Here is a 21,796-nt window from a genome sequence, read left to right as displayed (position 1 = left end):
CGTATTTTTATGAAATGGATTTATTTTCTTCAGAAAAAATAAAAAATGTACTTCCTTTTGATGGCGTTACAAATTATCACGGACTCGTTTTAAATAAAAAACAATGTAATTTTTATTATCAAAAATTAATGGAAACCATTCAATTTAAAAACGATGAAGCTATTATTTTTGGTAAGAAAATAATCACTAAAAGAAAAGTTGCCTGGTATGGCGAATCGGAATATTCTTATACCTACTCTAAAATAACAAAAACGGCAAATATCTTCACTAAAGAATTATTGGAGTTAAAAGAAATAGTAGAAAAAGAAAGTAGAGAAACCTATAATTCTTGTCTCCTGAATTTATATCATTCAGGAGAAGAAGGAATGGCTTATCATTCCGACGGAGAAAAAATGTTAAAAAAAAATGGTGCTATTGCTTCCTTGTCTTTAGGTGCAGAGCGTAAATTTTCTTTTAAGCATAAAGAGAATAAACAAAGAATAGATGTTGTTTTAGAAAATGGTAGCTTATTGGTGATGAAAGAAGGAACGCAAAAGAATTGGTTACACAGGTTACCACCAACTAAAAAAGTAAACTCACCAAGAATTAATCTAACTTTTAGAAGTATAGAGTTGTAATATTATACTTACTTTTGCGGAAAATACTTTTCATTGGAAACTAACAATCAACAGTCTATAAATCTTAATAAATATATAAGTTCTTCAGGTGTTTGCTCTCGTAGAGAAGCCGAAAAATTTATAAAAGAAGGCAGAATTACTATTAACGGTAAACCAACTCAATTAGGTAATAGAGTTGGTAAAAAAGATGTAGTGAAGTTTGATGGAAGATTGGTAGAGCCTAAGAATATTACCTTGTACATTGCTTTAAATAAACCAGTTGGTATTGTTTCTACAACAGATGATAGAGAACCAAATAACATTGTAAAGCATGTGAACTACCCAGAAAGATTGTTTCCAATTGGGCGTTTAGATAAACCTTCTGAAGGTTTAATTTTCTTAACAAATGATGGTGATATTGTAAACAAAATATTGCGTGCCGGAAACAACCACGAAAAAGAATACTTTGTTTCTGTAGATAAATCGATTACAGAAGATTTTATATTAAGTATGGGGAATGGAATTCCTATTTTAGGAACCGTTACTAAAAAATGTAAAGTCGAAAAGGTAAGTGATAAAATCTTTAGAATTGTTTTAACACAAGGCTTAAATCGTCAAATTCGTAGAATGTGCGAATACTTAGATTATGAAGTAACTAAGTTAAAGCGCACAAGAATTATGAATGTAGATCTTGGTTATTTGCAAGCAGGAGATTGGCGAGAATTAACAGATGAAGAGATGAAGGGAATTAATAAAATGATTTCTACATCTTCTAAAACGGAGGAAGCTTCACCAATAGAAGAAAAACCAAAACAAGCCAAACCAAAGAGAAATAAAGCACCCACAAAAAACGATTTTAATAAAAAAAGTGCCTCTTTTAGAAAATCGTCACCAAAAACGAAAAGAAACAGTGCAATAGCATCTTCTAAAAAGAAACGTTGGTAATATTTGGGCGTTCCCTTTCAGGTCAGGCTTTACATTGCAATCTTTTTTATTTAAACAAATAAAAAAGGATTTCCATTTCAATCCTTAACGCACCTATTAGGTAACAAAAAGTAACCAATATTTTTCGTTTTTTATAACACTTCATTTTATTTATCAATTCTTAAATAATAGTATCTTTGTCAACAATGAAATTTGATCTAAAAATTACCGACCCAAAAAGTAAGGCAAGAGCAGGAGTTATAACTACTGATCATGGAGAGATTGAAACACCAATCTTTATGCCCGTGGGAACTGTTGGAACTGTAAAAGGAGTTCATCAAACAGAATTAAAAAATGAAATAAAACCAGATATTATTTTAGCAAATACCTATCACTTATTCTTACGTCCAGGAATGGAAATTTTAGAAAAAGCTGGTGGTTTGCATAAATTTATGAACTGGGATAGTAATATTTTAACAGATTCTGGTGGTTACCAAGTATATTCACTTTCTGGAAGAAGAAAAATTAACGAAGAAGGCGTAAAGTTTAAAAGCCATATAGATGGTTCTATGCACTTTTTTACACCAGAAAATGTTATGGAAACTCAGCGTACAATTGGAGCAGATATTATAATGGCTTTCGATGAATGTACACCGTATCCTTGTGATTATAATTATGCAAAAAGATCTATGCATATGACACATAGATGGTTGGATAGGTGCATAAAACATTTAGAAAAAACACCATTTAAATATGGCTTTGAGCAAACTTTTATGCCAATTGTACAAGGAAGTACATATAAAGATTTACGAAGACAATCTGCGGAATATATAGCCAATTCTGGTCAGCAAGCAAATGCAATTGGTGGTCTTTCTGTAGGTGAGCCAGCAGAAGAAATGTATGCAATGACAGAAGTTGTTACAGAAATTTTACCAGAAGACAAACCACGTTATTTAATGGGAGTTGGTACGCCAATTAATATTTTAGAGAATATTGCTTTGGGTATTGACATGTTCGATTGTGTAATGCCAACAAGAAACGCAAGAAACGGAATGTTGTTTACCGCACACGGGTCTATTAATATTAAAAATAAAAAGTGGGAAGATGATTTTTCTCCAATAGATGATATGGATATTACCTGGGTAGATACCATGTATTCAAAAGCCTATTTACGTCATTTATTTGCTGCCAAAGAAATGCTAGGAAAGCAAATTGCTTCTATACATAATTTAGGTTTTTATGTTTGGTTAACCAGAGAAGCAAGAAAGCACATTTTAGCAGGAGATTTTAGAGAGTGGAAAGATAAAATGGTAAAACAAATGGACAAAAGGTTATAAATATTTTGTCATTCTTTATTCCATGTTTTTGGAACGAGGAATTTTTAATAATTAGAAAGATGTTCTTTTGAAAATAATAGATTGGTACATATTAAAGAGATTCTTGGTAACATTTTTATTTACCTTGTTAATCTTAATTCCAATAGCAATTGCTATCGATGTTTCTGAAAAAGTAGATAACTTTTTAGAACACCCAAACTTGGAGTTAGATGAAATTTTAAATGATTATTATATAAATTTCATTATCTATTATGCGAATACGTTTATGCCTTTGGCATTATTTATTGCTGTAATTTTATTTACTTCTAAGCTTTCTAACAATACAGAGATTATTGCGATTACAAATGCAAAAGTTTCATTTACGCGTTTCTTGTACCCTTATTTTGTAGGTGCAACTTTAATTACCCTACTTTCTTTGGCAATGAATCATTATGTGGTGCCAAATAGTAGTAAGGTTAGGAAAAAGTTTGAAAGTACATACATAAATAACAATAGACAAAAAAACGAATTAAAGTACGTTTCTGACTTTAGTTTGCAACTTACAGATAGTACCTATATTTTTATTAGAAGTTTTAATACACAAACAAATGTAGGGTATGATTTTAATTCAGAAACTTATGATGGCTTAGAATTAAAATCGAAACTTTCTGCAGATAACTTAAGATTCAATGATAAAGACTCTATATTTACTTTAACTCGCTGGAGAAAACGTTTAGTGTATAAAGATAGAGATAGTATTTTCTCTGGTAATAAAATAGACACTGTATTTAATTTTACACCAAGAGATTTAATCTACAAATCTGCTTTTGCACAAGAAATGCCATCAGATGAATTGCTGAAATTTATAAATATTTCAAAAAAAAGAGGGGTAAAAAATTTAAATGCCTATTTGGTAGAACTGTATAAAAGAACAAGCTTGCCAATAGCGTCTTATATTCTTACTATTATTGCAGTTGCTCTGGCTTTTAGAAAAAGAAGAGGTGGTACAGGTGTTAACTTAGCAGTGGGCGTTGGTATTATGTTTTTGTATGTTTTCTTTATGAAAGTGGGCGAAGTTTTGGGTTCTGTTGCAGGTGTTAATGCGATAGCTTACGTTTGGCTACCTAATATTATGTTTGGTCTTATCGCTATTTATCTTTACTTCCATGCAAGAAAGTAAACTAAAAAATTATCTATTACTTCATCTGATTGTTTTTATTTGGGGTTTTACTGCAATTTTAGGCGCTTTAATAACCATTGATGCAATTCCGTTAGTTTGGTATAGAATGTTATTGGCAGTAGTGTTTATTGCTATTTACTTTCTATGGAAGAAAAAATCATTTAAAGTTGATAAAAAAGGACTTATAAAATTTTTCTTTACAGGAGTAATTATTGCGACACATTGGGTTTTCTTTTTTAAAGCAATAAAAGTTTCTAATGTATCGGTAGCTTTGGTAACCATGAGTACAGGTGCTTTTTTTGCATCATTAATAGAGCCTGTCTTTTTTAAAAGAAAAATTAATACATTAGAAATATTTTTAGGGTTGCTTGTAATTGGTGGTTTGTATATTATTTTTAATTTCGAAAGTCAGTATAAATTAGGTATTATTTATGCATTAATAGCTTCTTTTTTAGGAGCCTTATTTGCTGTTTTAAATGGTTTATTTATCAAAAAATATACAGCAGATACTATTTCCTTTTATCAATTATTTTTTGGTGTTGTGTTTATAACAATGTATTTGTTGATTACAAATGGTTTTACTATAAGTTTCTTTCAGGTGCCAACAACAGATTGGTTATATCTTATATTATTAAGTAGTATTTGTACGGCGTATGCATTTATTGCTTCTGTACAAGTAATGAAGTATCTTTCTCCATACACCGTAATGCTTACCATTAATTTAGAACCTATTTATGCAATAATTTTAGCTTTGCTTATTTTTGGTGATGAAGAACAAATGAGCAATACCTTTTATTTAGGTGCTTTTATTGTATTGTTTGTAGTTTTATTAAACGGACTTATTAAAAATAGAAGTACTTTAAAAGAGAAATTTCAACAAAAGCTAAAGCGAAAAAAGTAAGTTAAATTTACCTGAAAAAGCAAATTTTATAGTATGTTTGTCCTTACAAACAACTAAAATCAAATCACTACAATATGGAGTATTTAGAATTTGAAATGCCAATAAAAGAGCTTCAAGATCAACTGCAAAAATGCCAGATTATTGGTGAAGAAAGTGAAGTAGATGTTACTGCTACTTGTAAGAAAATAGCAAAAAAACTAGAAACTGCTAGAAAAGATATATACAAAAATTTAACGCCTTGGCAACGTGTACAATTATCTAGACACCCAAATAGACCTTATACTTTAGACTATATTAAAGCCATTTGTGGAGATACTTTTATGGAGCTTCATGGGGATAGAAATGTTGGTGATGATAAAGCAATGATTGGTGGTTTAGGTAAAATTGGCGATCAATCTTATATGTTTATTGGTCAACAAAAGGGGTACAATACCAAAACACGCCAGTATAGAAATTTTGGAATGGCAAATCCTGAAGGATATAGAAAAGCATTGCGTTTAATGAAAATGGCAGAGAAATTCGGAATTCCTGTGGTTACTTTATTAGACACACCTGGAGCTTACCCTGGTTTAGAAGCGGAAGAACGCGGACAAGGAGAGGCAATTGCTAGAAATATTTTTGAAATGACCATTTTAAAAACACCAATTATAACAGTAGTTATTGGTGAAGGAGCATCTGGTGGAGCTTTAGGAATTGGAGTGGGAGATAGAGTGTACATGATGGAAAATACTTGGTATACTGTTATTTCTCCTGAATCTTGTTCATCTATTTTATGGAGAAGTTGGGAGTTTAAAGAACAAGCTGCGGCGGCTTTAAAACTAACTGGAACAGACATGAAGAAAATGAAACTGATAGACGGTATTATTAAAGAACCAGTTGGTGGAGCACATTCTGATAGACAAGGTGCTTTTGAAGCTGTTCAAAACCAAATAGTTCTTGCTTTTAACGAATTAAAAGATTTATCTGAAGAAGATTTAGTAGCGAAAAGAATGGATAAATATGCAAATATGGGTGTTTACAAAGAATAATATCTTTTGACACTTATTACTAAAAAAGGCGAAATTCTAAATGAAATTTCGCCTTTTTTGTTCCATTTTCATCCAGGTCTTAAGTTAAATATTTTAATAAAAAAAAGCGAAATTCAAATTAATGAATTTCGCTTTTTTTTAGCCTTATATTTAAATATCCTAAATACCTAAAGAAGTAAATAGTTCTTTCAATCTTGGCTCTGAAGGTCTAGGTGCATTTGCACTTACTATATTCCCTTGAGGGTCTATTAAGATAAATCTAGGAATCGCGTTTATTTGATATGCTTGTTGAAAAGAAAAATCTTTTCCAGCCCATAATTGAGTTCCTGTTAATTGTTTAGCTTTTACAAAATCTCTCCATTTTTTTTCTGCAGCTTCCCAAGAACCACCACTTCTTCCAGATTCATCCGTAGAAAGGCTAATAAATTCGATGTTCTTTCCGTGATATTCTTTTTCTAAAGTCTTTAAAAAAGGAATTTGTTGAATACAAGGTCCGCACCAAGTTGCCCAAACATCTATATATACAAACTTACCTTTAAAAGAGTCTAAAGATTTTTTTCCACCTTTAAAATCTGTGTAATCTTCAAATTTAGGAGAAGGAGTTCCTTTAGCCGTTGCTTTGTTTTTGTTGTAAGCTTGGTTAAAGTAATTCATCATTTGAGTAGTTTGTTGGTTCACTTTAGAAACTAAAGAACTGTCGATGTCTTCGTAAGAATTTAAGATACTATCATATCTTTTTTTAATACTTTCTAACTTGGCTTTAAATTCATTTTCTTCAAGCTCTAAAATTAAAGCAGGATTTCCAATTTTTTGACTTTCCTCAATTTGTGCAATCATAAAATTACTATTGTTAGCACCTTTGCCAGAAAACACAAAACTTTCCATAAATTTATCTGAATCACCATTCATCTTAATGTCGAAACCATTTTTTAAATAGATGGGAGATCTTTTAGATTGACTTGTGCTAAAGACATAAACATCTGCTTTTTCAACTTTTAAAGTATCTTTAAAAGTACCATCTGCATTTATAGTAATCGTCTTAAGAGGGCCTTTTTGTCCGGATATAGTAATAATAGAATCTTTATTATTTTCTAATTTTCCTGATACTGAGAGATAATCTTTTGTTTGTTCTTTCGTACAAGAAACGATTGCTATCACAGCAAAAAATACAATGCTTATTTTTTTCATTTTTTAATATTATAATTTAAAACAAATATAAAATTTAATTAGAATAGAATGTGTTAATCTCTTGTTAGTTTTAACATTGATTTAGTCTTGAATACAGCTATTAAAACTTTCTGACTCTAGAATTATTTATGTTTCATGGGTTTTCTTGACTGCAACCAGGATTTGGGAAGGAAAGAATTTGAGGATTAATGCAATGCTTTTAATTTTGTTTTGAACATTTTTGCGGCAGAAGTATACCCACCTTCTGTTCCATCTACAAAGTGCGCGTGTTTTGTTTTTCTGTCTAAAACGTAGCAAGACATTATAGATGCATGTGTTACATGAATACCATAAACAATTTTATTTTCTTTTTCTAGTTGATTTAAGTAGGTTTCAAAAAGGTTTATTTTGCTTTGTTCTGCTGTGAAAATTGTATTGATCATGCCATCTAGCATAAAAGTGTGAGATAACTGCCCTATTTGATTTAAGTATTGTTTTCCGTTTTTAGACATGTTAAAATACCATTTTCCTATAAGTGTAGCTATCCAATTTTTAAGTAAGTAAAGGAAGCTTTTATTGGCAAGACTAATTTTCATTTCTTCCCAAATTTTAGAAATACTAAAATTTAATTTTAGATTGTTAGACTTTATAGGTTGCCTGTTGTTAAATGTGCCGAAAATAGCATCCATTTTAGTAAGAATAGCTCTATAAACATCTTTCTGATCTGTTTCTTTTACAGCGTCTAGTAACAAACAAATAACTTTCTTTTTATTCTGAGTAGGATTGATTTCTTTCCACCTACATTCCATTCCTTCTAAGTTTAAAAGATCTTCTTTAAAACCAACGGAATCTATTTCTATAAAAGTACTTTTAATAATTTCTTCTGCTTTCTTTAAGCCATTTCCTAGTACAATAGGAATTGCCAATTGCTCTGTAAGTTGATGTTTAACTATTTTTAAATTTGCTTTTTGATCAACTAAATCCTGAATCGAAACATAACCAACTCTAAGTGTTAGGTTTACATTTCTTTTAATGTGAAGGCTATAGTTTTCTAAAACGAGTGTAACTTTTTTGAGAAGTAATGTTGGAATAATAAACGTAGCTCCATCACCACCAAAGAAATAAGGAATTTCAATATTCTTTTTTTCTTTTCTAATGGTATTTAAAACGGATATAATTGCACCGGTTGCTGTTAAGTTTACTTGATGGTGCTTGCCTTCATTAACTGCTTTTGTAGAGTTTTTAATATCTACAACTACTACATGCCAAGTATTCGGAATCTCAGAGAAACCAGATTCATCCGCTAATAAATCGACCAGCGTTTTATTAGATTTTTTTAATTGCGTGTAATATTTTATATTCTCCATTGTTACAACTACAAATTACTTCTTTTAATCTGTAATTAGCGAAATTAGTTTTTTTGTTTTAAAGTTTTGTTACATCTTTGTAGAGCTTTCTTAAGTGATCTTCCGATAAATCCATTAGTGGTTCATACATAAATGAATTAAGATGTAGGTTTTCTGCTGTCATTAAGTTTACTCTATCAAAAATTTCGATTTCTTTTTTATTAGTAGGAAGTTCTTTTTTATATTGATCAATAATTTTACCTGTTATTTTTTTTTGAATATTACTATGGAATGCTTGGTCTGTAACTTTATTAATTATAAAGTCTTCAGTTTTATACCTTATTGCTATAGATAAGCATAATTTAGCTTTTAAATCTAATACAGCTTCATTTTTCTGAATAATATCTTCCGCGATTAAAATAGCTAAATCAAAAACCTTTATACTTGTATCAGGTAAAGTTTCGTTTAAATCAAAAACTTTATTAAATATACTTAAGACATCTCCTAAAGTATGTTCTTTAGTGTTTTTGATGTTACCAAGTATGTATTTGGGTTTTACGTGAAGCAATGAAGTAAGAATTAAATAGTTTTTGTTTTCTTTTCCAACAGTATATTCTATTAGATTTCGAACAAATGGTATGCAAGAAATAAAAGATTTTTGGCAGGTTGCAAAATCTCTTCTTAATTGAGGAAATACATCTTTTTTCTCTCCTACGACTAATGAAACACCATCTATATTCTTTATAGATTTCCAGTTTCCTTGATAATTTGTTTTTCCTCCAAATCTGCTTTTTATTGTTTTATAAAAATCAAAATTATGGGTTAATATAATTAATTTAAACCTATCTTCATCTGCAATGTCTTTTAAATACTCAATAATGGCATATTTGTTTTTATAGTCAAAAGAATCAGCAATATCATCAATGATAATAAGTTGGTTGATTGTTGTTTTCTTTTTTGTTTCTATTTGAAAAATAATATTTAAAAGATAAAAGACTCTTTGTTCTCCTGTACTTAAACTTTCCTTAATTTCTGTTCCTCCAAGATCCTTCGAAGAAGCACCGTCTTTGTATGTGAAAATTAATGAAGCTGGTTCATTCTTAAGAATTACATCTGCTTGGTTATTAATTTTTATTTCAAATGGAACTGTAAATCTGTTTTTAAAAATATCGAGAACATTAATCCAATCTGATTGTTCCTTTTTAGCCTCTATAGAGATTTCATTTCGTCTAATCTTTGTCTGTTCAATTTGTTTTAAGAATACATTAAATTCGCTTTTATTGTTTGCTATATAGTTTAGTATTAGTTTCTTTTTGAAGTTGTCTAAATTGATAAATTCTTTTATAATTTCTTGATTGTTTTCAATGTAACCTCTAAATTTTCTAAGGTCATTATTAGCATTAAGTGCTTTATCTATTTCATTAAATTTAGAGGTTAATTCTGGGTTGTTTAGTACCTTTTCCTTTTCTTCCTTAACTACAGTTTCTAACTCCGTAATATCTGCAATTTCTTTACCCTTAATTTTTACTTTATGTTCTGCTTTGAAAAAACCATTATCTTTTAGGGACTTAGTAATGTTATCGGCATTATTATGGTTAAAATCTCCTTTTTTAAAAAAAGTAGTATTTTCATTTACCAGCTTGTCATAAACGGTTATATACTCTTTTATTTTTGTATTGAATGATTTGGATTGCAAAAAATTATTTGCCTTGTCATTGAATATTTCATTGTAAATTATATTAGAATAAATTGGAGATTCAATCGCTTCAATTTCTTCTTTTCGAGTTTCAATTATATTTAGAAAATCTGTTTTAAAAATCGCTTCAATTGTTTGTTCTATAATAGTTTCTTTTAGTCCGATATATGGTTGAATTGTTTTAATGACTTCTCTCTTAGTGTCCTTAAGTTTTGTGTTTATTTTATCGTATTCTTTTTTTAAAACCTCATTTGCTAATATGGTCGATGCTTCCTTAAAGTCAACTTCTTGCATTCTATTTATAACAAAAATTTCATCTTTTGAAATTTCTTTACCATCAACAAGCACGGACCTATGATTAACTCTTTCTGTGAAAATTCTGTCCTTAGAAAACTGTTCTAGGGAAATATCTTCAAGTGTTTTTGCAAAAGAAGATTTCATAGCTCCGTTTGGGGCATACACAATTTGAACTTTCGATTTTTGAAAATCAAAAGTATGCTGGAGTTTTTTTATACCATAACAATTTTCAAAATGTATCTCAAGTTTCTTCATTAGGTTTTTAGTTTTTTTTAATACAAAAGATTGGTGTGGTGCCCCTTTTAATGAAAATGGATAGTAGTGAGCTAACTTATAAATTTATAGAATCAAAAGCAATAAGTAGAAACACCCGTTTTTTAAACAAAAAAAAGTCCCAAACTCTCGTTTGGGACTTTACTATTTTAAGACTCTGTTTCCGTCTCTGTTCTTACTTCAGGTTTCTTTTCGCCTTTTTCAATTTTAATGGTGAGTTTGTTTTCTTTCTCATCCAAATCCATCGAAATCGTGTCGCCTTCAGAAAGTTTAGAATTTACAATTTCTTCTGCCAAGGCATCTTCAATGTATTTCTGTATGGCTCTTTTAAGAGGTCTTGCTCCGTACTTCTTATCGAAACCTTTGTCTGCTATGTAATCTTTTGCTTTTTCGCTTAATTGTAGCGTGTAACCTAAATCAGAAATTCTGTTCAATAATTTATCTAACTCGATATCTATAATTTTATGAATATCTTCTCTTTCTAAAGCATTAAAAACAATTACATCATCTATTCTATTTAAAAATTCAGGAGCAAAAGATTTCTTTAAAGCACCTTCGATTACAGATTTAGCATACTCGTCTGCCTGTGCTGTTTTAGTAGCAGTACCAAAACCAACGCCGCCACCAAAATCCTTTAATTGACGCGCACCAATGTTAGAAGTCATAATAATTATGGTGTTTCTAAAATCGATTTTTCTACCTAAACTGTCGGTAATATGTCCGTCATCTAAAATTTGTAACAACATGTTAAACACATCTGGATGCGCTTTTTCAATCTCATCCAACAAAATAACCGAATATGGCTTTCTTCTCACTTTTTCTGTTAATTGACCACCTTCTTCATAACCAACATATCCTGGAGGCGCTCCAATTAAACGAGAAATAGCAAATTTCTCCATGTATTCACTCATGTCAATTCTAATTAAAGAATCGTCTGAATCGAATAATTCACGCGCTAAAACTTTTGCCAACTGCGTTTTACCAACACCTGTCTGACCTAAGAAAATAAACGAACCAATTGGTTTGTTCGGGTCTTTTAAACCTACTCTATTTCTCTGAATTGCTTTTACAACTTTGGTAACCGCAACATCTTGTCCCACAACTTTACCTTTAATTAGTTGTGGTAATTCGTGTAATTTATGTGTTTCTGCTTCGGCAACTCTATTTACAGGAATCCCTGTCATCATAGAAACTACTTCTGCAACATTATCTTCTGTAACTACTTCACGGTTTAATTTAGAATCATCTTCCCATTGTTTCTGAGCAGAGTCTAGCGCAGCTTCCATGTTTTTTTCATCATCACGTAACTTAGCAGCTTCTTCATATTTCTGTCCGTTTACAGCTTTTGTTTTCTTTTCGCGAATGATCTCTAACTGTGTTTCTAGTTCTAAAACTTGTTCTGGCACCACAATATTTGTAATATGAATTCTAGATCCTGCCTCATCTAAAGCGTCAATTGCTTTGTCTGGCAAATATCTGTCTGTCATATATCTATTCGTTAATTTTACACAAGCTTCTATGGCATCATCTGTATAATTTACATGGTGATGTTCTTCATATTTACTCTTTATGTTTTGTAAAATTTGAATGGTTTCTTCAACAGAAGTTGGGTCTACAATTACCTTTTGAAAACGACGTTCTAAAGCGCCATCTTTTTCGATATTTGTTCTAAACTCATCTAATGTAGTTGCACCAATACATTGTATTTCTCCTCTTGCTAAAGCAGGTTTTAACATGTTAGACGCATCTAAAGAACCTGTTGCACCACCCGCACCAACAATGGTGTGAATTTCATCAATAAAAAGAATAATATCTTCATTCTTTTCTAATTCATTCATTAGAGCTTTCATACGTTCTTCGAACTGACCACGGTATTTTGTGCCTGCAACTAAGCTTGCTAAATCTAAAGAAACCAAACGTTTGTCAAATAAGATTCTAGATACCTTACGTTCTACAATTCTTAAAGCCAAACCTTCTGCGATGGCAGATTTACCAACACCAGGTTCTCCAATTAACATTGGATTGTTCTTTTTTCTTCTACTTAAAATTTGCGAAACACGCTCAATTTCTTTCTGTCTACCAACAACTGGGTCTAACTTCCCTTGTTCTGCCATGGCAGTTAAATCTCTACCAAAATTATCTAAAACAGGTGTTTTCGATTTCTTTACGTTTTTTCCTTTAGGAGCTTGTTCAAAAGGATTCGATTTTTCTGATGCAAATTCATCATCATCAGAAGGTGTTTCTGCAATTGGGTTATTTGGTAAATCGATTGCATCGTCTGCATGTAATTGTTTGTACAAAGCTTTGGCTTCGTCGTAATTTACATGGTATTTCTGAATCAATTTTGTAGTAGGATCATTTTCGTTCCTTAAAATACATAGTAATAAATGAGCAGTGTCAATTGACTCACTTTGGTATAGTTTAGCCTCTAGAAACGTAGTTTTAAGTGCTTTTTCTGCCTGTCTTGTTAAGTGCAGGCTTTTCTTTTCTGAAGTTTCTGCAAACGTTGGGTTTACAGGGTTTAATTGTTCTAGTTTTTTACGCAAAAGAATCGTGTCTACATCAAATGCAGTTAAGATTTCCATTGCTTTTCCTTCTCCTTCTCTAATTAAACCTAATAATAAATGTTCTGTCCCAATAAATTCATGCCCTAATCTTAGTGCTTCTTCTTTACTGAAAGCGATTACATCTCTTACTTTTGGTGAAAAATTATCGTCCATATTTTATTATCTATTGATGTAAATTTAGTCCTTTTTTATTTGAATAATTACAAAAAAGGTGCCAAGGCTGAAAAACTGACAGTTTGACTTCGAAACTAAGTTAGAAAACTATTGAAAATCAGCCAAATAAAAATAGGATAAAAATTATTAATAAATGTTGATAACTCTCTTTAAATTCAGATGTAGTAAATCTTTGTAAATAACAATAGAAATAGTATCTTGCCTTGTTTTAAAAAAATGAATAAATATTAATAGAAAATATATATGGCAGACGGAGAAAAGTTAATTCCGATTAACATTGAAGAGCAGATGAAAGCTGCGTACATCGATTACTCGATGTCAGTTATTGTTTCAAGAGCATTACCAGATGTTAGAGATGGTTTAAAACCCGTTCATAGAAGAGTTTTATTTGGTATGCATGAGTTGGGAATTAAAGCAACTGGGTCTTACAAGAAATCAGCAAGAATTGTAGGGGAAGTGTTAGGTAAGTTTCATCCACATGGAGATACTTCTGTATACGATTCTATGGTAAGAATGGCACAGCATTGGAGTGTACGTTACATGATGGTAGATGGGCAAGGGAATTTTGGTTCTGTAGATGGAGATTCTCCGGCAGCAATGCGTTATACTGAGGTTAGAATGCAGAAAATATCAGAAGACATGTTGGCTGATATTGAAAAAGACACCGTAGATCATCGTTTAAATTTTGATGACACTTTGCAAGAACCAACAGTTTTACCAACTCGTATTCCTAACTTATTGGTAAACGGAGCCTCTGGTATTGCAGTAGGTATGGCAACAAATATGGCGCCACACAACCTAACAGAAGTTATAAATGGTACACTTGCATATATAGATAATAGAGATATTGAGATAGATGAGTTAATGCAACACATTACTGCACCAGATTTTCCTACAGGAGGAATTATTTATGGGTATGATGGTGTAAGAGATGCTTTTCATACAGGTAGAGGACGTATTGTAATGCGTGCTAAAGCTATTATTGAAGAGGTAAAGGGACGTGAGTGTATAATTGTTACTGAAATTCCTTATCAAGTGAATAAAGCAGAAATGATTAAAAAAACTGCGGAGCTTGTTAATGATAAGAAAATTGAAGGTATTTCTAATATTAGAGATGAGTCTGATCGAAACGGAATGCGTATTGTGTACATTTTAAAACGTGATGCAATTCCTAATATCATATTAAATAAATTATTTAAATACACACAATTACAAACTTCTTTTAGTGTAAACAATATTGCCTTGGTAAAAGGAAGACCAGAGCAATTAAATTTAAAACAACTAATTCATTATTTTGTTGAGCACAGGCATGAGGTTGTTGTTCGTAGAACAGAATTTGATCTTAAAAAGGCAGAAGCAAGAGCACATATTTTAGAAGGATTAATTATTGCTTCAGATAATATTGATGAGGTAATTAAGATTATTAGAGCTTCTAATAATGCAGATGAAGCAAGAGAAAGTTTAATTGAACGTTTTGCATTAACAGAGATTCAGGCGAAAGCAATTGTAGAAATGCGTTTGCGTCAATTAACAGGCTTAGAGCAAGATAAATTGCGTGCAGAATTTGATGCAATTATGTTAACAATTATCGATCTAAAAGATATTTTAGCAAACGAACCTAGAAGATATGAAATCATTAAAGGTGAGTTAGCTCACATTAAAGATAAATATGGTGATGACCGCAGATCTGTTATAGAATATGCTGGTGGAGATATGAGAATTGAAGACATGATACCTGATACAAAGGTTGTTGTTACTATTTCGAATGCTGGTTATTTAAAACGTACAAACCTAGAAGAATATAAAGTTCAGAATAGAGGAGGTAGAGGTCAAAAAGGAGCAACTACAAGAAATGAAGATTTCTTAGAGCATTTATTTGTAGGTACAAACCATCAATATATGATGTTCTTTACGCAAAAAGGAAAAGTGTTCTGGATGCGTGTTTATGAAATTCCTGAAGGTGGAAAAAACACCAAAGGTAGAGCGATGCAAAACTTAATCAATATCGAGCCAGATGATAAAGTAAAAGCATTCTTAGTAACAGAAGACTTAAAAGACGAAGACTATATTAATAGCCATTATGTAATTATGGCAACTAAGAAAGGGCAAGTTAAAAAGACTTCTTTAGAACAATATTCTAGACCAAGAACTAATGGTATTAATGCAATAACTATTAAAGAAGGAGATGAGTTGTTAGAGGCGAAGTTAACAACTGGAGATAGTCAAGTAATGTTAGCGTTAGCGTCTGGGAAATCTATTCGTTTCGAAGAGGCAAAAACGCGCCCAATGGGTAGAACTGCTTCTGGTGTAAGAGGAATTACCTTGCAACATGAAAATGATGAGGTAATTGGTATGGTTGCTGTTAACGATATGGAAAGTAATATTCTTGTAGTTTCTGAAAAAGGATACGGTAAACGTTCTAAGTTAGAAGATTATAGAATTACTAATAGAGGTGGTAAAGGTGTTAAAACTTTAAATATCTCTGAGAAAACAGGTAATTTAGTTGCTATTAAAAATGTAGATGATTCTAATGATTTGATGATTATAAACAAATCTGGATTGACTATTAGAATGGCAGTAGAAGATTTAAGAGTTATGGGGCGTGCAACACAAGGTGTTCGTTTAATTAATATTAAAGATTCTGACAGTATTGCAGCGGTTGCTAAAGTGGCTCATGAAGAGGATGTTGAAGAAGAGAACATTGAAGGCGAAACAGAAAATGGCACGGAAATTGAAAATGATTCAAATGAAAATCAAGAATAACAATAAATTAATTAAGAATAAAATGAAAAAACAAATATTAGCAATTTCACTAGGCTTAATGTCTGTAGTGGCTTTTGGTCAAAAAAAAGAATTAAGGTCTGCAGAGAAAGCAATTAAAAAAGGAGATCTTAAAGAAGCTAAAGTTATCATAGAATCTTTAGAAAGTATGGAGCCAACTATGGAGTCTAAGTATAAAGCAAAGTATTACTTTTTAAGAGGTGCTGCTTATGGTAAAACAGATGTTCAAAAAGCAGCAGATGCATATACTAAGTTGTTTGAATATGAGAAAGAAATAGGTAAGCAGAAATATACAAAAGAAGCAGAACCTAAGTTAAATGATTTAGTGCAGTTTGTTTCTAATAAAGCAATAGAACAATACAATGCTAAAGATTATGAAAATGCTAAAGATAATTTCTATTTAACATATAAGTTAAGCCCTAAAGATACTAGTTTTCTTTATAATGCAGCAATTAGTTCTTCTCTATCAGAAAATTATGATCTTTCTTTAAGTCATTATAAAGAGTTGAAAGAAATTGGTTATACTGGTATTTCTACACAATATTTGGGAACAAATAAAGAAACTGGAGAAGAAGAGAATTTAGGATCTAAAACGAATAGAGATTTAATGGTGAAAACAGGTCAGTATATAAAACCTACTCAAAAAACATTAGAATCTAAATATGCAGAAATTGTAAAAAATATCAGTTATATTTTAGTGAATCAAGGGAAAACGGAAGAAGCTATTGTTGCTTTGCAAGAAGCTAGACAAGCAAATCCTAAAGATGTTAACTTAATTTTGAATGAAGCTCAACTATACATCAAACTTGAGAAGATGGATAAGTTTGGTGAATTAATGCAGGAAGCTGTAAAATTAGATCCAACAAACCCTACTTTATTTTTTAATTTAGGTGTAATAAACGCAAACCAGGACAAAACTGAAGAAGCAGTTAAATACTATAAGAAAGCTATAGAATTAGATCCAGAATATGGAGATGCTTATATGAACTTAGCGGTTACAATGCTTTCAAAAGAGAAAGAAATTGTAGAAGAAATGAATAAAAACTTATCTAATTTCAAAAAATATGATGCGTTACAAGCTAAGCAGAAAGAATTGTATAAAAAAGCATTGCCTTTCTTAGTAAAAGCTGATAACATTAGTAGAAATGAAGGTACAGTTAGGTCTTTATTAAATATTTATGATACATTAGGTATGGAAAAAGAAGCGGACGCTTTAAGACCAATATATAAAGAATTTAGAGGTCAGTAAATTTCTTAAATTGAAAGCATAAAAAATCCGAAACTTAAAAGTTTCGGATTTTTTTATATAATTTTTTTGATGACTCTTAACTTGTGCGTATGTTTCTGTAAATCTTTATTGAAGATACCACTGTGGTCTAAAGTGTCTACTCTTACTTTTCCATGTGCATGAATAATGTTGTAATCATTTAAAATAATACCAACATGAATTATTTCTCCATCTTCATTGTCAAAAAAAGCCAAATCACCAGGTTCACTTTCTTCTATAAAACTTAATACTTCACCTTGTGTTGCTTGGTCTTTAGCATTCCTTAATAGTTTATAACCACAAAGTTTATAAACTATTTGAGTAAAACCAGAACAATCGATACCAAAAGGTGTTTTTCCTCCCCATAAAAAAGGAGCGTTCAAATACGTAAAAGCAGTCTTTAAAAGATCATTTTTAGGTAGTTGGTTACAGAAAATCGAATTGTCATAAGAATACTTGTGATTTCCTATTTGCAATTTTCCTTCTTTAAAAAAAGGCAATTGAGAGCCGATAGCAATTGTTGTTAATTCATTGTTTTGGTTGATTACAAAATCTAAAATTTCACCAGAATATACAGGAGTTTCGCTAGAAATTAACGTGTAAAAATCTTGGGTAACTTCAATATATTGTTTGTTGTCTATAAAACCTTCAAAATGATCGTAAGCCAAACGGATTTTACTCCAGTTTTTTTGCTTTTCAATAATTTCAAAATGCTCACCAAACAAAACCTGACTAATCATTTCAGATTTGTCAGATTCTTCTGCTCTTAAAGGAACAATACTTAAATTACAAATGCCAAAAAGCATAATTAGATAAAGATTTTTATGAATTTAAATTCTTTCTATAACCATTGCACTAGCACCACCACCACCATTACAAATTGCTGCAGCGCCAATTTTTGCGTTATTTTGTTTTAATATAGATGTTAAAGCAATAATTATTCTTGCTCCAGAGACACCTAAAGGGTGACCTAAAGAAACAGCACCACCATTTACGTTTACTTTATCATCGGTAATATTTAAAAGCTTCATATTGGCTAAACCAACAATAGAAAAAGCTTCGTTTAATTCAAAATAATCTACGTCATCAATAGAAATATTTGCTTTTGCTAATGCTTTAGGTAATGCTTTTGCGGGTGCAGTTGTAAACCATTTTGGTTCGTGTGCAGCATCTGCATATCCTTTTATTCTAGCAAGAGGAGTAATGTTTAATTCTTTTGCTTTTTCCGCAGACATTAAAACCAATGCAGCACCACCATCATTAATTGTAGAAGCGTTTGCAGCAGTAACAGTTCCGTCTTTTGTAAACGCAGCTCTTAAGGTTGATATTCTATCCATCTTTACGTTTTTGTACTCCTCATCTTCAGAAAAAATAATAGGATCTCCACGTCTTTGAGGAATTTCTACAGGCACAATTTCATCCGCATATTTTCCTTCACTCCAGGCTTTTGCAGAACGGTTATAAGATTGTACAGCAAATGCATCTTGGTCTTCTCTAGAGAAGTTATATTCGGTAGCACAATCATCTGCACAAACTCCCATTGGATTTTTATCATAGGCATCAACTAAGCCATCTTTTTGCATTCCATCTTCCATGGTAATTGGGCCAAACTTGGCACCGTTTCTTGCATGTTGGTAATGTGGAATTAAACTCATGTTTTCCATTCCTCCAGCAACAACAATATCAGCATCACCTAAGGCAATAGTTTGGGCTGCTAACATAATAGACTTCATACCAGAAGCACATACTTTATTAACAGTTGTACAAGGTACTGTGTTAGGAATTCCTGCATAAATAGCAGCTTGTCTTGCAGGTGCTTGTCCTAAACCTGCAGAAACCACATTTCCCATATAAACTTCTTCCACCATTTCTGGTGCTAAATTAATTTTTTCTAAAGCTCCTTTTATTGCTACAGCACCTAGTTTTGTTGCGGGTATAGAAGATAAACTTCCCATAAAACTTCCGATTGGTGTTCTTGCAACAGATACAATTACGACTTCTTTCATATGATATTTTGAGATTATTTTAATGTAAGATTGTCCGCTAAATTAATCTTTTTTAATCAATTTTTATAGGTTTGTCTGGCTTGAATTTCTAACCTTAACTTTTTTGGAGTAAGTTTGTATTCACAAGAAAACATATATGAGCAACTTCGTAAATAAACTCTATCAAAACAACACCATCATCTATAAAGTGATTTTATTTTTAATCACAACGGTTGCTATTGTTTATTTGTTTCCTAAAGGAGGACAATTTAAGTATGATTTTAATAATGGGCAATTATGGAAATATGATAATTTGTATGCGCCTTTTGATTTTGCGGTCCAAAAATCGGAAGCTGAAATTAACCTAGAAAAAAAACAAATAGAAGTAAATACAAAACGTTATTTCACTTATGATAGTTCTGTTGTAAATGAAGTTAAAAATAGTTTTGAAATAAGAATTACTTCGGTACTATTAAGTGATTCATTAACGAGCAAACAAAAAAACTCTTTTAAGCAAATAGGATTGCTGATAATAGATAAGGTCTACAAAACAGGTTTTTTAGAAGTAATTAGTCAAGATAAAATTAGTAATAGAGACGAATTAGTTGCAATTCGAAAAGAAAATGCAGTAAAAGATGTTCCTTTTAAGATGCTACTTAATTCTAATGAAGTTTTAAAAATTATTACAGAAAATTTAGAAAATAATTTAAATAAGGATAGAAGAAGTCAGATTTTTAGTATCCTTTCTGAGGTTATTAAACCAAATATTACTTACGATGCCGATTTTACAGAGAGAGTAATTGATAATGAGACAAAAAATATTTCTTATACTAAAGGAAAGGTATCATCAGGAGAATTAATTATTCTAAAAGGTGATATTGTTGAGGGGAAAAAATTAGCAGTTTTAAGTTCTTTAAAAAGTGAATCTGAATCTAAAGTTTGGACAGAGTCTAATTACAATTGGATTATTTTAGGATACACCATTTTGGTTTCTCTTGCGTTACTAATGCTTTTATTGTTTTTGAAGAAATACAGGTTAGAAATCTATAACAACAATAACAAAGTAACGTTTATCTTTTTCAACGTTTTTGCGATGATTTTTATACAAACGTTGGTTATAAAATACAACTCAGATTATTTGTATGTAGTTCCTTTAAGTGTGCTTCCAATTGTCTTAAAGGCCTTCTTTGATGCACGTTTAGGTTTGTTTACACATGTTTTAACGGTATTGCTTTTAGGGTATATTGTGCCAGATAGTTTTGAGTTTATTTACCTCCATATTATTGCCGGCATGGTTACCATTTTAACGGTTTCAGAATTGTATAAAAGAGCTACTTTGTTTATTTCTGTAGCTCAAATTACAGGTATTTATATGCTTACCTATTTTGCTTTTTCAATTATTAAAGAAGGTAATGCCTCGCAAATAAATTTAGATTACTTTATCTTATTTGCAATGAATGGATTGCTATCTTTCTTATCGATAATATTAATTTATATGTATGAAAAAGTTTTTGGTTTGGTCTCTGATGTAACTTTGTTAGAGTTGTCAAATACAAATACAAAGCTTTTAAGAGAGTTAAATGAAAAGGCTCCAGGAACTTTTCAGCATTCGATGCAAGTTGCAAATTTAGCTGAAGCTGCGGCAAATGAAATAGGGGCAAACTCTATGTTGGTTAGAACAGGCGCTTTATATCATGATGTTGGTAAAATGGTAAACCCAATGTATTTTACAGAAAATCAAACTACGGGAGTAAACCCTCATCACGATTTATCACCAAGAGATAGCGCTAAAATAATAACAGATCATGTTATTAAAGGAGTAGAAATTGCAAAAAAATATAAGTTACCAGATAGAATTATCGATTTTATTAGAACCCATCATGGTACAAGTACGGTTTATTATTTTTTGATGAAGGAGAAAGAAATGAACCCTGATACCGATGTAGATATTAAGAAATTTCAATACCAAGGTCCAAATCCGTTTTCAAAAGAAACAGCGATTCTAATGATGTGTGATGCAGCAGAAGCAGCCTCAAAGAGCTTGAAGGTGCCTACTGCTCAATCAATCAGTGATTTAATTGATAGAATCATAGAAAAACAAATGTCAGACAATCAGTTTTTAAATTCAGACATTACTTTTAAAGAAATAGAAACTATAAAAAAAGTAATAAAGAAAAAATTGCTAAACATCTATCACTTAAGGGTTGAATACCCAGAGTAGAAAAAAAAGTAAAAAAAAGGCAAAAATATCTTGTTAAATTGTAAATCTAGTAGTACATTTGCACTCGCAATTTTAAA

General features: G+C 30.9%; 15 protein-coding genes. 9 read left to right on the top strand and 6 right to left on the bottom strand.

Going from position 1 to position 21,796, the window contains the following annotated elements; all coding sequences use genetic code 11:
- The first annotated feature begins 14 nt into the window (after positions 1-14).
- The 6 genes from CW731_RS06400 (at position 15) to CW731_RS06375 (ending at position 5,945) form a co-directional block, all read left to right on the top strand.
- Complete coding sequence (locus CW731_RS06400; protein WP_100945937.1) at positions 15-617, top strand: alpha-ketoglutarate-dependent dioxygenase AlkB; 603 nt, start codon at positions 15-17, stop codon at positions 615-617.
- A gap of 33 nt (positions 618-650) precedes the next feature.
- Entirely contained in the window at positions 651-1,541 is an 891-nt protein-coding gene (gene rluF, locus CW731_RS06395; protein ID WP_100945936.1) for a 23S rRNA pseudouridine(2604) synthase RluF, read from the top strand.
- 185 nt (positions 1,542-1,726) lie between these two features.
- Positions 1,727-2,857 carry a tRNA guanosine(34) transglycosylase Tgt gene (tgt, locus tag CW731_RS06390; protein ID WP_100945935.1) on the top strand — a complete coding sequence of 377 codons (1,131 nt, stop codon included), beginning with the start codon at positions 1,727-1,729 and terminating at the stop codon, positions 2,855-2,857.
- A gap of 67 nt (positions 2,858-2,924) precedes the next feature.
- Positions 2,925-4,016, top strand: coding sequence for an LptF/LptG family permease (locus CW731_RS06385; RefSeq protein WP_198519860.1), 1,092 nt, complete (start codon positions 2,925-2,927; stop codon positions 4,014-4,016).
- Positions 4,003-4,917: a DMT family transporter gene (locus CW731_RS06380; RefSeq protein ID WP_100945934.1), complete on the top strand. Its 915-nt coding sequence runs from the start codon at positions 4,003-4,005 to the stop codon at positions 4,915-4,917. The genes CW731_RS06385 and CW731_RS06380 overlap by 14 nt, the downstream gene beginning before the upstream one ends.
- A 74-nt stretch (positions 4,918-4,991) precedes the next feature.
- The gene (locus CW731_RS06375; RefSeq protein WP_100945933.1) at positions 4,992-5,945 is read left to right on the top strand and encodes an acetyl-CoA carboxylase carboxyltransferase subunit alpha; all 954 of its coding nucleotides are present in this window, start codon (positions 4,992-4,994) and stop codon (positions 5,943-5,945) included.
- A gap of 159 nt (positions 5,946-6,104) precedes the next feature.
- Here CW731_RS06375 and CW731_RS06370 read toward each other — a convergent pair whose 3' ends face one another.
- From CW731_RS06370 to CW731_RS06355, 4 genes are all read right to left on the bottom strand, one after another.
- A complete protein-coding gene (locus CW731_RS06370; RefSeq protein ID WP_100945932.1) occupies positions 6,105-7,133 on the bottom strand; it encodes a TlpA disulfide reductase family protein in 1,029 nt (342 codons plus the stop codon).
- A gap of 185 nt (positions 7,134-7,318) precedes the next feature.
- The gene (locus tag CW731_RS06365) at positions 7,319-8,479 is read right to left on the bottom strand and encodes a DUF3095 family protein (protein WP_100945931.1); all 1,161 of its coding nucleotides are present in this window, start codon (positions 8,477-8,479) and stop codon (positions 7,319-7,321) included.
- A 58-nt stretch (positions 8,480-8,537) separates the two neighbouring features.
- Positions 8,538-10,706 carry a hypothetical protein gene (locus tag CW731_RS06360; protein ID WP_100945930.1) on the bottom strand — a complete coding sequence of 723 codons (2,169 nt, stop codon included), beginning with the start codon at positions 10,704-10,706 and terminating at the stop codon, positions 8,538-8,540.
- Between the two features lie 167 nt (positions 10,707-10,873).
- Positions 10,874-13,444, bottom strand: a complete 2,571-nt coding sequence (locus CW731_RS06355) for an ATP-dependent Clp protease ATP-binding subunit (RefSeq protein WP_100945929.1) — start codon at positions 13,442-13,444, stop codon at positions 10,874-10,876.
- A gap of 264 nt (positions 13,445-13,708) precedes the next feature.
- Here CW731_RS06355 and gyrA point away from each other — a divergent pair, with 264 nt between their 5' ends.
- Positions 13,709-16,228: a DNA gyrase subunit A gene (gene gyrA, locus CW731_RS06350; protein WP_100945928.1), complete on the top strand. Its 2,520-nt coding sequence runs from the start codon at positions 13,709-13,711 to the stop codon at positions 16,226-16,228.
- Positions 16,212-17,495: a tetratricopeptide repeat protein gene (locus CW731_RS06345; RefSeq protein ID WP_232734738.1), complete on the top strand. Its 1,284-nt coding sequence runs from the start codon at positions 16,212-16,214 to the stop codon at positions 17,493-17,495. Before gyrA ends, CW731_RS06345 begins: the two co-directional genes overlap by 17 nt.
- Before the next feature lie 53 nt (positions 17,496-17,548).
- Here the strand turns inward: CW731_RS06345 and CW731_RS06340 are convergent, their stop codons facing one another.
- On the bottom strand, positions 17,549-18,319 hold the full coding sequence (locus CW731_RS06340) for a C40 family peptidase (RefSeq protein WP_100945927.1): 771 nt from the start codon (positions 18,317-18,319) through the stop codon (positions 17,549-17,551).
- 24 nt (positions 18,320-18,343) lie between these two features.
- On the bottom strand, positions 18,344-19,519 hold the full coding sequence (locus tag CW731_RS06335; protein WP_100945926.1) for an acetyl-CoA C-acyltransferase: 1,176 nt from the start codon (positions 19,517-19,519) through the stop codon (positions 18,344-18,346).
- Between the two features lie 136 nt (positions 19,520-19,655).
- Between CW731_RS06335 and CW731_RS06330 the strand changes: the two genes are divergently transcribed.
- On the top strand, positions 19,656-21,719 hold the full coding sequence (locus CW731_RS06330) for an HD family phosphohydrolase (RefSeq protein WP_100945925.1): 2,064 nt from the start codon (positions 19,656-19,658) through the stop codon (positions 21,717-21,719).
- Positions 21,720-21,796 lie beyond the last annotated feature (77 nt).

The sequence above is a fragment of the Polaribacter sp. ALD11 genome, assembly GCF_002831685.1.
Classification (GTDB): Bacteria; Bacteroidota; Bacteroidia; order Flavobacteriales; family Flavobacteriaceae; genus Polaribacter.
The sequence above is the reverse complement of the archived record's forward strand: the minus strand, read 5'-3'. Positions and strand labels throughout refer to the sequence as shown.